We start from the raw sequence: 13,791 nt of genomic DNA on the forward strand, positions 1-13,791 counted from the left end.
ATGATTCCTCCCTATTCATCCCAGGTTTGATAACCACGTGCCATCCACTAAATCAAGTAACCACCCTGTAATTAATGGCATTAAGCCAAAAAACAATACGATACCCATCAAGATCATGATGACTGCTCCCACTTTCATGATGATCTCGCTGCGGCGGACAATCCACTTTGTCGAGCCAAGGAAAAATGTCAAGATAAGGAAAGGTAGCGCAAAACCGATAACATACATAATCGTGTAGAAAATTCCCTGACTCGGGTTACTCGCAGCCAGCATCAAAATAGAACCGAAAATCGGACCGATACAAGGCGTCCAGCCGGCTGCAAACCCGAGTCCGATGAAAAATGTCCCGATATAGCCGGTCGGTCTCCTCGAAGATTGAATGCGACGTTCCTTCATCAATCCCGTAATATTGACCCATCCGCCTATAAACAGCCCCATGACTATAATGAAAATACCGGCAATTCGTTGGATAAATAAGCCGGAGTCCCCTCTTAATAGTTCTGAAATCCACTGGCCGAAAAATGAAGCACCGGCCCCCAGGCTGATGAAGACAAGCGATACACCCAGTAAAAATACAAGGGAATGACTAATTAATTTCCTACGGATTTTTATCGTTTGGTTTCCCTGAAGTTCTTTCACGCTGATTCCCGTAATATAGGAAAGATATGCCGGGAAAATAGGCAGCACACAAGGAGACAAGAAAGAAAGTGCCCCCGCTCCTACTGCTAGTAACATCCCTACAATCAATACCGTATCTGTTTCAATTCCACCCATATCGTCCATCCTTCCTGTAATGTTTTAATAGCAAAAGCACATTGGCCACGAAAAAGAGGAGGAGGAACCACGGTTTAATCATATAACCGAACACCGTTATGTAAGGCTGTAACACCATCAGCACGCTCATCCCGCATGCCCAAACTGTCAATAAAAGCCCAAGTAACTTTCCCGTTGCCATCCGTCCATTCAAATAGGTAAACCCTCCCAGCAAGATCGCTAATATTATAAGGCTTCCCAATGAATAGATCTGATCGTTCCAGGCGTATTGAATAAACTCATATAAAAACGCCGCCAATAAAAACAGATGAACAAAAGCCTTTCCGACTGCCAGGCCTTCCAGTTGTCCTCGCTTTACCTTATACGTCAAGAGCAACCCACTGAATAACACAGCTGCATAGAAAGCGCCCGAATCACCTGGGTATGCCAATATCGCCATTGGATCCTTAATAAAAACGGAAAAATTCAAAAGAACTTTTCCAGCCCACATAAATAGAACAAAATTGACTAGCTGCGAAACCATTTCACCAATCATCTTCTTTCGCTGTTCCTTCGATAGTTCACTCATCAAATAAAAGAGCAAGATACCGCCAGCTACACTGATGACCAGAATAGATATGGAAATCAATTTACTTGTCGATGCCATTCAAGTCCCCCATTTCCTCTCCAACCTCATCATACAAGCCGATTATGAAAATTTGACGAAAGCAAGTTTATTCGGTAAAAGGAATCTGCTTTAAATAAAAAACAGTTCAGAACAGCGTTTGAGTTGTAACGTTATCTGACCCTTCCTCGTAAACTTTGAGGTAATTGAAGGGTTAAGAAAATTATATTGGCAGAGGATTAATAATAATTAGTGCTTAAAACAATTACTGAATACAATTGGGCAGTGGTGAGAGGATGGAAATAATTCAACCGAAGAGGGTAATTAGAAATTTTATTTTCTACAATTTAATTAAAGGGTTTATTGCTGAAAATACTTCTTCCAATCAACGTGTTGACGAAGAACCATATTTTGGAATTTGTTGGGAAGGATTCATCGTAAGACAAGCCGTTAAAAGAGACTGAAGGTTTCATTGATGACTTAGAATAATCTCTAAGAACACTTTCTGAAGCTGCCACCGTCGTGTAGCCCAGAGAATGATGGGGAACAGGGACAGACACCTGCAAAAAACGCAATGAAATCGGAATATTGTGATTTTTGTCAGTGTCTGTCCCTTCTGCATTTATAAGATATCCATCCAAATTTTCAATGCCGTAGCGAGTATCAGTACTGCCAAAATGACCTGTAACACTTTGGTATTAACTCTTTTTCCTGCCATTGCTCCTAAAGGAGAAGCAATTAAACTTGCTACAATCATAATGAATGCCGGATAGTAATCTACCTGCCCGGTGGTGATTTTTCCAACGGTTGAGCCAATAGAAGAAATGAATGTTATGGCAAGTGAAGAGGCAATAGTCATTCGTGTGGGAATCTTTAATACGACCAGCATAATGGGCACTAATAAGAATGCGCCAGCTGCCCCAACGATTCCCGCTCCGATACCCACAATTAAGGCGAGGGCTCCTGCAACCCATTTATTAAATGTCACTTCGTTCAAGGGAATATCATCAATCCCTTTTTTAGGGATGAACATCATAACAGCGGCAATCAAAGCAAGGATGCCGTAGGTAAAGTTTATTCCCCCTTCGGACATTAGTTTGGAGCCGTATCCTCCAATAAAGCTTCCAATTAAAATACTTGAACCCATATTGATAATTAGCTTTTTATTTAAGTATCCGCCTTTTCGGTAAGCCCAAACACCACCAATTGTCGCGAAAAACACCTGTATAGCACTTATTCCCGAGACTTCATGGGCGCTAAAAGAGACTAAACCAAATAACGGTGGTATATAAAGCAACATAGGGTACTTTATGATTGAACCACCTATACCTAACATCCCTGAAATATATGAACCTATAAAACCAATTAAAAAAATGGTTATAATAAATAAAAAATCCATCCGTGTTCCCCTCCTGGTAGCAAGTTAATATTCATATTGAGGTTAGGTCCCAAATAAAATAGCCCATTCCGTATAATTAACAATGAAGGGCCATTTTTTCTAGCATATTATTGCTGTATAACCAATAGGCTGACAAATCTTATAAGCAGCATTTTATTCAGTAAATAATAAATCGGCGCTATACATATAGTCATTGAAAGCCATATTTTTTGACAGCTTTATAAGGTTATGTTTATTGCGGATTTCGTTAAAGAAGTTAGCTGCTACTTCTAAGCAGGCATGATTATTTTTGCTACCGAAAAGGGTTTAGTGCTCTCAACGTACGCTTTTTAACGCTTTCGCTACGATTACATTGTCACTTTCTTTAAATAGGCAATAAAGGCGTCCATGCTTCTTTTAGGAAACCGAGACGGTAATTCTACTAACCATAAATCCCTAATTAGATCAATGCCAGAAATCGAAACTTGTTTCAAAACCCCTAATTCAAGTTCTCTCAAGACAGATAATTTCGGAATAATACCAATGCCTAAGCCCGCTTCTACGGCACTTTTGATGGATTGCGTGCTACTCAGTTCCATATAACTTCTAACTTTATCCAAGGTATTGTTTTCTTCTAATACTCTTTCTACAATCTTTCTGATACCTGCATTTTCTTCTCTCCAGATCATCTTTTCCTCAATCAATTCCTCTATTTCTATTTCATCTCTATCGCTCCATCTATGATCATTGGAGACAATCAAAATCAGTTGATCTTCCGCAAATTTTTCTATTTTAAAATCTTCATCATGTAGAAAGGCTCCTTCTACTAACGCAATGTCAATATCCCGACTTTCCAAACTGGATATGGTGCTGGGTGTATTTCCAATGGTTAATTTAAACTTAAGATTTTTATGTTCTTTTTGGAAGTCCCCTAGTATTCTGGGAAGCAGGTATTCACCAATTGTTAAACTTGCCCCTATATTTAACGTGCCTGCATCTTTATTGGCAATAGATTTTACAGCCTCTTCAGAGCGTTTATAGTTATCGATAATCTCTTTTGCATATGGATATAAAGTTGAACCGGCTTCAGTAAGCTTTAGTTTTCCAGCTTTTCTGTCAAACAGCGCAACTCCATAATGCTTTTCCAATTGACGAATTTGACTGGTTACAGCCGGTTGTGAGATGAAGCTAGTCCGGGCTGCCTGACTAATACTTCCTTCCTCAATCACACGGCAAAACATTATTAAACTTTCTTTCTTCATTAGTGTCACTCCCTAACCTTTTCCGTCCATGACGTGTCCCTTCTTATCATAACATGCTGGTTTATCCCATAGGAAAGCACCTGTTGCATGGTTAGGAATGCAACAGGTATGTAACTTTCAGAATTTTTTAAACGACTTCAGGTACAGCTTTTTCCTCTTTACTGTTATATACTTCTTCATCTAATTGTTTTGTGATTTTACTCGTTATTACCCCTGTCGTCATAGTTCCGCTGACATTTAGCGCCGTACGCGCCATGTCTATGAGCGGCTCTATTGAAATAAGTAGTCCTACAATCGCAACAGGCAAGTTCATCGTTGATAAGACAATCAGACCGGCAAATGTCGCTCCGCCACCGACGCCTGCAATGCCGAATGACCCAATCACTACAGTGACAAGTAACATGAGTATAAATGACGGTGTAAATGGATCAATTCCTACAGTGGGAGCGACCATAATCGCAAGCATTGCAGGGTAGATTCCCGCACATCCATTTTGTCCGATCGTTATTCCAAATGCGCCCGATATATCCGCGATCCCTTCAGAAACTCCCAAACTCTTCTTTTGTGTACTAACATTAATAGGCAATGTCCCCGCACTAGACCGAGATGAAAATGCAAATACAAGAACCGGCATGATTTTTTTAATATACGTTAATGGATTCAAACCTACCAATCTAATGAGCAACAAGTGAATTAAAAACATAACAGCTATCGCAAAATATGAGGCTAAAATAAACTTCCCTAGATTCCAAAAGGCGACTAAATCACTGGTGGCAGCTTTATTTGTCATTAATGCTAAAATCCCGTATGGCGTCAAACGCAAAACAAGTGTCACAACTCGCATCACAACTGTAAAAATCGCTTCGACAATTGACGCGAACATCTCTGCTTGTTTGGGTTCTTTTCTCTTTACACCCATGAATGCCATCCCGAGGATAGATGCAAAAATAACGACTGAGATGACTGATGTAGAACGCGCTTCTGTCAGGTCATAAAAAATGTTCATCGGCAGCATCGATACAACCTTTTCAGGTACTGACATCGCATTTAAATCATCTAACTTTTGCCCATGACTTTCTATCGCTACAGATTCTGCTTCTCCTTGTGTAATTTCCATTCCTTCTAAACCGAATATGCCAGCGGAGAATATTCCAACTGCAGCCGCAATTGCTACTGTTCCAGCAAGCATCCCAATCACTAACCCGCCAATTTTACCAAAATCATTGGCCAATTTGGATTTAGTAAAGGCGGATAAAATCGCAAAGAAAACTAATGGGATCACAAGCATTCTTAACAATGATATAAATCCGTTTCCAACGATATTGATCCATTCGGCAGATTCAGAGATAATAAATGATGTTTGGCCATAGATAAACTGTATGGCTAGTCCATAGATAATCCCAACAACTAACGCTAGCATGACACGTTTAGAAAACGATACAAATTTCTTTTGCATGTAGAACAATGCAGCACAAAGGAGCACAAATATCGTGATGATCAAAGAAATGTGGAATGCTTCCATTAACGTACCTCCTCTGCATTCTTAGCTAAATTTTCTTTCACAGCCCTTTCTACTCTTCGCAAGCCGTCTTCTAAAACATGCCTTGGACAAGCCATGTTAACTCTTGTAAAACCTTCGCCTCCTAAACCAAATGTATAACCTTCATCAAATGCCACCTTGGCGTTTTTACGGAAGAAGTCCTCAAGCTCTTTTGCATCCAATCCAAGAGCTCTGCAGTCTAACCAAGCAAGATATGTCCCCTCAGGCGGGATCACTTTAATTTCCTTTAAATTCGTTTCAATAAATGTTGTTAAAAAGGTAAGATTGCCTTCCAAGTAATCCAAAAATTGATCTAACCACTCTTCTCCGTATTTATAAGCGTTTTCAGCTGCAGTCACACCAAAAGTATTGGATAATCCTAAATACATTATGTCAATAATTTTCGTAAACGAATCCCGTAACTCTTTATTTGGAATAATAATATTAGCCATTTGAACACCTGCAAGATTGAACGTTTTACTTGGAGCCGTGCACGTTATGGAATGGTCCGAAAACTCTTCTGAAATGCTAGCAAAAGGCGTATGGGTATGACCTTTATAAACAATATCAAAATGAGCTTCATCAGAAATGACTAGCACATTATTTTTCAAGCATATTTCCCCCAGTCTCGTCAATTCTTCTTTAGACCAAACCCGACCAGCCGGATTATGAGGGTTACATAAAATAATCATCTTAACATCTTCGTCCCTTGCGACTTCCTCCAAGTTTTCATAATCCATCCCATATCTCTCATTTTCATACTTTAGTGGATTTAACACGATATCACGATTATTTTTTTCGATTACTTCCATGAATGGCGTATAAACAGGGGTTTGTATAATAACTTTATCTCCTTCATTTGTGAAGGATTGAATTGCAATACTTAACGCTGGCATAATCCCCGGCGTACAGCGGATCCATCGTTTCTGAATGTCCCATTTATGACGTCTTTGCACCCAGTCTATAAATGCCTGGAAGTAATCATTAGACCTTGATGTATAGCCAAACACTCCATGTTCAGCTCTCTCCTTCAACGCCTCTACGACAGGTTTTGGGGACACAAAATCCATATCCGCTATCCACATTGGAAGAATATCCTTATCACCAAATAACTTCTCTGCGTGGTCCCATTTGACCGAATCCGTATTGTACCGACTAATGACTTCATCAAAGTTATACTTCACTATAACGACCTCCGATTTATAATTTCATTACTGATATTATCTACTCGTTTCCTATAAGAGACGTTGGATCCAAATGAACAATTGGCCTGTTTGATTACTTTATTACTGGAGCTTGTTTATTAGTTTCCTTCAACCAAGCTAAATAGCCGCCTTTTACATTCATCACGTCTTTATAGCCATGAGCCTGCAGCAAGCTTGAGGCTATTGCTGATCGGGCACCAGACTTACAATGTACAAGATACGTCTTTCCTTTTGGCAAATCATCGAGCTGCTTTGTTAGCAAATTAAGGGGCATGTGTTCGGCCCCTTCAATTCTGCCTTCCGTCCACTCTGATTCATTGCGAACATCAACCAGATGATACTGATCATCGAGCAAGTATTCCTGTACTTGTTTGACATCTACTTCTCCGTAACTTTCCAACTGTTTGTCATCAGCCAGAACGTCAAACGGTTCAATGAAACCGACAATACGATCTAAACCTATTGAAGATAAACTCTCCTTGATCGCATTCAGTTTGCTTTCCTCTGCGATTAGTATAATTTCTGAATTGTAGTCAATTAACTCTCCTGCCCAATTTGTAAAAGATTGATTAAATGGGATGTTGATTGTCCCTTCCAAATGACCTTTTGCAAATTCTGCAGCTCTTCTTGTGTCTACTAAAACTGCATTCGCATCATGACCTTCCAATTCCTTTACAGTACGGATTTTATTAGTCTTCCCTTCACTGACTAGCGGCGGTCCCATCTTGTTAAACTTTTTCATCATTGCAAAATAGTTAGGAGGAGTAGATTGCCCCGTTAATAAAGTCTTGATAAAGTTTTCTTGATCTTCTTCCCGTAAAGCCCAATTGTTTAATTTCTCATAACCAACTGTAGACATAGGAACTGCTCCAAGTGCTTTACCACAAGCACTTCCTGCACCATGCCCCGGCCAAACTTGCAGATAATCAGGCAATTGCTTAAACTTCTGCAGCGATTGGAACATCTGGCTTGCTCCAAGCTCCGCAGAACCAATCACTCCAACAGCCTTCTCCAATAAATCAGGCCTGCCAATATCTCCGACAAATACGAAATCACCTGTGAAAATGCCCATGGGTTGGGAAGAACCACCGCCCTTATCCGTCAAAACAAATGAAATACTTTCTGGTGTATGTCCGGCAGTATGCATCACAGTGAATTCAATTTGACCTATCATAAATGTGCTGCCATCTTTCAACAAGACATAATCAATATCTTCCAGCTGATTGTATTCCCACTGTTCGTCGCCTTCATCCGAAACGTACAAAGTGGCATCACAATGTTGCGCAATCTCCCGAGACCCAGAAACGAAGTCTGCATGAATGTGAGTTTCAGCTGCTGCAATTATTTTCAGTCCCTTCTTCCTCGCCATCCCTAAATAGGGTTCAATGCTACGAGCCGGGTCAATTACAATGGCTTCTCCTGTCTGCTGACAACCAACCAAATACGACATTTGAGCTAAACTCTCATCAAAAAATGAACGAAAAAACATATTAATCCCTCCAACTATTTGTTTTGAAAGCGTTTTCAACAAGGGCTGTTAAATGAATTAAGAAGGCTGTTCCTTCCCCTCTCCTTCCAAGCTGTTTTAAGTATTCAATTAACTTTTTCTAGCATATCGCATTTCAAGTTTTTTGAACAATCGAATTATTTTATAAGGTATAAATTAAAAGTAGAGTCGTTGTGAAACATGGTTGTATCCTAGTTTTAGGCAGAGGTAAGTATTCTTCCACTGTCGGTATTAAGATTAAAAAACAACCCAATAAATTGGGATCCGACGAAGAATTCTCTTCTGACAAGAGAGATCTTCTATCCGTAGCCGCACAGCCAGAAAACGATAAAATTCACCTCGGTTTTACTGGGTGTAAGGTTCGGCATGTTGTAAAGCCTCCCAACATAAGATGGAACAATACGTAAACTATTTTAGTCACCGTAAAAGAAAGAACTACCCTTTCAGGAGGAGAGATTTCAGATGAAATTCAGCTATATTTCGCATCTTCATTGCCCTAAATGTCAAAAACGTTTCAGCGCAGGAGGAAAACACCAGCTATGTGAATGCGGTTCCCCATTACTAGTGAATTATGATTTGAAAGAGATAGGCAAGGTATTAAAACCGAAAGATTTACTTACGAGGAATACTGATTTATGGCGCTACCATGAGTTGCTGCCTGTACAAAACAAAGAAAATGTTGTCACTCTTGGTGAAGGAATGACCCCCCTTCTGCCGATGAAACAGATTGGTGCAGATATGGACATCTCAAACCTGCTTATGAAAGATGAAGGCATTATTCCCACTGGAACCTTTAAGGCTCGCGGAGCTGCAGTAGGAGTATCAATGGCGAAAGAATTAGGCATCCAAGAGTTAGCGATGCCGACCAACGGAAATGCGGGAGCCTCGTGGGCACTTTATGCCGCCAGAGGAGGAATTAATTCAACCATCGTCATGCCGGTAGATGCACCAAAAATCACAAGAAATGAATGTGCAATCGCCGGGGCGGATCTTCATTTAGTGAATGGATTAATTAGCGATGCAGGGAAAATAATTTCTCAAACAGTGAAGGAGTATGCGTTATTCGATGTTTCCACCCTGAAAGAACCGTATAGAATCGAAGGAAAGAAGACAATGGGCTATGAAATAGCAGAACAGCTGGGCTGGAAAGTACCAGATGTAATTCTATACCCTACCGGCGGCGGTGTTGGATTAATTGGAATTTATAAAGCGTTAAAAGAACTTCAAACCCTCGGTTGGATTGCTGAAGATAAGTTGCCCAGATTGGTAGCCGTTCAAGCTGAGGGATGCGCTCCGATAGTGAAAGCCTGGAAAGAAAACAAAATGGAATCAGAGTTCTGGGTTGATTCCGAAACAATTGCTTTTGGAGTGAATGTTCCTAAAGCTTTAGGGGACTTTTTAGTGCTTCAATCGCTGTATGAAACAAATGGATGCGCAATCGCGATCGACGATGAAACAATTTTAGAAGAACAACGAAAAATTGCGCGTATGGAAGGGACTTTTATTTGTCCGGAAGGAGCTTCCACATTTTCAGCCGCACGCAGATTACGTGAAGAGAATTGGATTAAAGCGAATGAAGTGGTCATCGCTTTAAATACAGGAGCTGGATTAAAATATCCCGACACGTCTAGTTTTGAAACACCCGTTATGGAGCCTGGTGAATCTCTGACTAAGAATGTCTCTAATAATACATTCCGAGAAGGGAGGTGAGCTAAATGACTTGATTTCTATAAGAAAGCGATTTTTATCAATCCGTCAACGTTAAAGAAAGCCAAGTTAATTGGAACCAGTAAGCAAGCGACAATCAGTTTCGAAAGCGCTCACAACTACTTGAAAAGGAGAGAGAAATGTGAGATTAAAAGGGAATTTAATGGCGCAGATTTTCATTGCTTTTGGGATTGCAATTATTTTAGGGGTTATCTTCGGTCCGTCCATTGAGGTAATAAAGCCACTCGGGGACTTATTTCTACGATTAATTAAATTCATCATTGCCCCGCTTATCCTCGCTTCTTTAGTTGTCGGTGTTGCAAGTACGGGAGATCCAAAGCAGTTAGGAAGAATAGGAGTTAAAACCGTCTCTTATTATTTAGTGACCAGCGCCATAGCGGTTGCCATCGGATTAGCATTCGCCTACCTCATTTCGCCTGGCAAAGGGGTAAATATCAGTGTTCCTGAAGCAGCTGCACAAGTGAATGAAACAGATGGAGTAATTGCTACTTTACTAAACATCATACCGGAGAATTCTTTTACTGCTCTTTCTTCAGGCAACATTTTACAGATTATATTTTTTGCAATCTTCGTCGGCCTGGCCATCACGCTAGTAGGAAAAAAAGCAAAGCCCGTCTATCAATTTTTTGAAGGCTTTGCTGAAATCATGTATAAAATTACCGGCATCGTCATGTGGTTCGCGCCAATCGGAATTTTAGGATTAGTTGCACCAGTAGTCGGTGAATATGGATTAAGTGTTTTAATGCCATTATTAAAAGTCATTCTAACTGTTGCCATTGCATGCTTTATACATGTTCTATTTGTTTATTCGATGGCAGTAAAAAAGTTCGCCAAGATGAGCCCGATGAAATTTTTCAAAGGAATGGCTCCTGCTTCTATTGTGGCTTTCAGTACATGCAGCAGTGCCGGAACATTGCCTGTGACGATAAAAAATACTCAAGATAATTTAGGTGTGCCGAAGAAAATCAGCAGCTTCGTCCTTCCGCTCGGAGCTACGATCAATATGGACGGAACAGCTATCTACCAAGGGGTGGCAGTCGTTTTCATCGCCCAATTCTATGGATTGGAATTGTCGTTAATACAACTTCTAATGGTTGTACTGACTGCTGTGTTAGCATCAATCGGTGCAGCAGGAGTTCCAGGCGCCGGTGTCATCATGCTTGCCATGGTACTAAGCTCCGTCAACATTCCATTAGAGGGAATCGCCCTGATTGCTGGAATTGATCGGATTCTTGATATGTTCCGGACAACTGTGAACATTCTAGGCGATGCCTCCGCTTCCGTCGTCGTTGCCGCCACTGAGGATGGATTATGGTCTGATGACGTGAACGAGCCACAAGAAAATGAGCTGGAAGTTTCAAAATAAAATCATCTTGAATTCAAGGGCTGTCCTGAACTTCCAGGTACAGCCCTTTTCCCGTGTTACCAAGCTGGTAAAGCGAAGGAACGCACCAAAGTCTCATCACACCGAACCAAACCGGCCGCGCACCGCACATTCCCTTCCCTACCATACTTTTCGCTTCACAATTCTCTTCGCAACGCATCAATCACATCAATCCTCGTAGCCTTTCTCGCTGGTCTCCAGCCCGAGACGATTGCCACCGTTAGGCTGATGGCTGACGCTATGACGACGAGCTGCCATGGGATCACTGAGAATGTGACATTTAGTTCAGCAAAATCTTCTTCACCGATAGCCGCTCCTACAATAATTGGCAATAGCCAGTTTGAAACCAAGCTGACGGCATAGGAAATGATGATCGCCAGTACAGTCCCGACAACACCGATCCAAGCACTTTCCATCAAAAAGAGTCGCTGGATGAGTTTCGGCTGGGCACCGATCGCCTTCATAACGCCGATTTCCCGCGTCCGTTCCGTCACCGCCATCGTCATTGTGTTGAATATCCCGATTGATGAAATCAATATGGCAATTGTACCGACGAAAACGAGACCTGCTTTTAACGCAAGGAAAAACACATCGATTTGGTCCAGTTCTTCTGAAATGGAATAGACATTATAGCCTTGGTCCTTCAGTTCACTCGTGACAGACTTTACGTTTTCCAAAACATCCGCGTAGACATACAGCATGCTGGAGAATAGTGGATCTGTCACCTCTTCCTTCTTATCTTGCTTATAGATTTTTTCAAGCTCTGGAATCAATGCGGCATCTGCATAAATTTTATTGTCCACTAACCAGTCTTTCGATGGTTTTTTGGCGACACCAACAATTGTCAACTCGGTTTTATCATCATATAGTTCGCCCGTACCGTAATCTCCTAGTTGATATGTAAACGTCTTTCCGATCAACTCTCCTTTATACGAAGGGATTTCCGGCTCTTCCTCTGACCCTTCAGGAAGTGCTTCAGCTAGCTTTTCAGCAGCTGATTCGTCTATTAAACTTTCAGCGAATCCATTCCCTACTACAACCTCGTAGGTACTTTCCGGTAGCCGCCCTTCCGCTAAGGCGAATCCAACTTTCGCCTCTTCCTTGAAGTCCGTAACTAGTAAATTTCCATGCGTTGTATACTTCCCGAGCGATGCTTGCTGCATTGCATTCGCTCCCTGATGCATCACAACTGCTTTAACATGGTCGATCCCTTTCATTTCTTCTGCTTCCTCTGCTCCTAGGTCATCGGAATACACTTCAATCTGCGTAACCAAGCGATTTTCCAACATAAGACTACGCATTGTATCATGAATCCCGAAGCCGACAGATGCCAGAACGATAAGAAAAGCAGTACCCATCGTAGCGGCAAGGACAGTCATGAAAACGCGCAATTTATTTTTCTTAATATGTTGGCGAATGAAATCAATCTGATCTTTAAACTGCATTCGGAACACCTTCTTCCGTCAAAATCCCGTCATGCATCCGATACATGCGATCCGCTCTTTGAGCCACTTCATCATCGTGTGTAATGATGACAAACGTGATATCACGCGTGTCGTTAAGTGTTTGGATGAGCTCCAAAACTTCCTGCTCTGTCTCGGAATCCAAACTGCCTGTTGGTTCATCAGCAAAAATGATCGGCGGATCGGTAATCAATGCTCGAGCAATACTGACACGCTGTTGCTGACCTCCCGACAACTCATTCGGATAATGATCTTGTACGGATTGCAGTCCAACATGCTTCATTAACTGCTGAACTTTGTCTTTACGCTGATGACGGTTCATTCCCTTTAATTTCAGCGGTAATTCAACATTCTCGAATGCCGTTAAACCAGGCATGAGCTGGAAATTTTGAAAAATGAAGCCGTAATTTTCAAGTCGAAACTGTGCACTTTGCTGTTCATTAAACACAGAAGTAACCGTATCCTTCACTACTATTTCTCCGCTGTCCGGCTTTAAAAAACCTGCCAATATATGAAGCAGCGTCGATTTGCCTGAGCCGCTTCGTCCGACAATCGAGACAATTTCACCTTGTTTCACCGAAAATGAAATATTTTTCAGCACTGGCACATTGCTTTCCTTGCCTTTTCTACCGATTAAAAATGAATGGTTTATATCTTGTACTGTAATCAACATTCTTTCCTCCCATAACTGTACTGCTTTCTAGTATATAAATAGCTTCTTAAGGAACCATAAGGATGTTTCTTAAGATTTTCTGAAGTTCTGCATCAATTACGCTTCGGCGTAATTGCGTACAGATTTTTAATTGTGCTTAGGCCCGCGTGAAGCAGGTCAGTTAACCTTTGCCACAGGATGTGGTGATCTTAGCCTGTGTACTTCTATTGTTCAGCGAGCGTTTGAACACCCACAGAACAGGGAATTGGATCATATTCATCTCACCACCCACCT

Annotated in this window: 11 protein-coding genes; 2 read left to right on the forward strand and 9 right to left on the reverse strand. The window is 41.2% G+C overall.

The window, feature by feature from the left end; all coding sequences use genetic code 11:
• Positions 1–15: 15 nt before the first annotated feature.
• From B5D59_RS07905 to B5D59_RS07935, 7 genes are all read right to left on the reverse strand, one after another.
• Positions 16–774, reverse strand: a complete 759-nt coding sequence (locus tag B5D59_RS07905; protein ID WP_040758624.1) for a cytochrome c biogenesis CcdA family protein — start codon at positions 772–774, stop codon at positions 16–18.
• Complete coding sequence (locus B5D59_RS07910) at positions 761–1,420, reverse strand: hypothetical protein (RefSeq protein WP_078817548.1); 660 nt, start codon at positions 1,418–1,420, stop codon at positions 761–763. The genes B5D59_RS07905 and B5D59_RS07910 overlap by 14 nt, the downstream gene beginning before the upstream one ends.
• Positions 1,421–2,000: 580 nt before the next feature.
• On the reverse strand, positions 2,001–2,777 hold the full coding sequence (locus B5D59_RS07915; RefSeq protein ID WP_078817549.1) for a sulfite exporter TauE/SafE family protein: 777 nt from the start codon (positions 2,775–2,777) through the stop codon (positions 2,001–2,003).
• A gap of 347 nt (positions 2,778–3,124) precedes the next feature.
• Positions 3,125–4,018: a LysR family transcriptional regulator gene (locus tag B5D59_RS07920; RefSeq protein WP_009766451.1), complete on the reverse strand. Its 894-nt coding sequence runs from the start codon at positions 4,016–4,018 to the stop codon at positions 3,125–3,127.
• A gap of 127 nt (positions 4,019–4,145) precedes the next feature.
• Positions 4,146–5,540 carry an L-cystine transporter gene (locus tag B5D59_RS07925; RefSeq protein ID WP_078817550.1) on the reverse strand — a complete coding sequence of 465 codons (1,395 nt, stop codon included), beginning with the start codon at positions 5,538–5,540 and terminating at the stop codon, positions 4,146–4,148.
• Complete coding sequence (locus tag B5D59_RS07930) at positions 5,540–6,742, reverse strand: MalY/PatB family protein (RefSeq protein ID WP_078817551.1); 1,203 nt, start codon at positions 6,740–6,742, stop codon at positions 5,540–5,542. Before B5D59_RS07930 ends, B5D59_RS07925 begins: the two co-directional genes overlap by 1 nt.
• Positions 6,743–6,836: 94 nt before the next feature.
• On the reverse strand, positions 6,837–8,252 hold the full coding sequence (locus tag B5D59_RS07935) for an MBL fold metallo-hydrolase (protein WP_078817552.1): 1,416 nt from the start codon (positions 8,250–8,252) through the stop codon (positions 6,837–6,839).
• Positions 8,253–8,732: 480 nt separating this feature from the next.
• Here B5D59_RS07935 and B5D59_RS07940 point away from each other — a divergent pair, with 480 nt between their 5' ends.
• Positions 8,733–9,980, forward strand: a complete 1,248-nt coding sequence (locus tag B5D59_RS07940; RefSeq protein WP_078817553.1) for a threonine synthase — start codon at positions 8,733–8,735, stop codon at positions 9,978–9,980.
• A 160-nt stretch (positions 9,981–10,140) separates the two neighbouring features.
• Entirely contained in the window at positions 10,141–11,364 is a 1,224-nt protein-coding gene (locus B5D59_RS07945) for a dicarboxylate/amino acid:cation symporter (RefSeq protein WP_078817695.1), read from the forward strand.
• Positions 11,365–11,519: 155 nt separating this feature from the next.
• Here B5D59_RS07945 and B5D59_RS07950 read toward each other — a convergent pair whose 3' ends face one another.
• Together B5D59_RS07950 and B5D59_RS07955 are read right to left on the reverse strand one after the other, a co-directional pair.
• A complete protein-coding gene (locus tag B5D59_RS07950) occupies positions 11,520–12,827 on the reverse strand; it encodes an ABC transporter permease (RefSeq protein WP_009766458.1) in 1,308 nt (435 codons plus the stop codon).
• On the reverse strand, positions 12,817–13,515 hold the full coding sequence (locus B5D59_RS07955) for an ABC transporter ATP-binding protein (protein WP_040759045.1): 699 nt from the start codon (positions 13,513–13,515) through the stop codon (positions 12,817–12,819). Before B5D59_RS07955 ends, B5D59_RS07950 begins: the two co-directional genes overlap by 11 nt.
• Between the last annotated feature and the right edge of the window lie 276 nt (positions 13,516–13,791).

It is taken from the genome of Sporosarcina newyorkensis, assembly GCF_900167515.1.
In the GTDB taxonomy this organism is placed as follows: Bacteria; Bacillota; Bacilli; order Bacillales_A; family Planococcaceae; genus Sporosarcina; species Sporosarcina newyorkensis.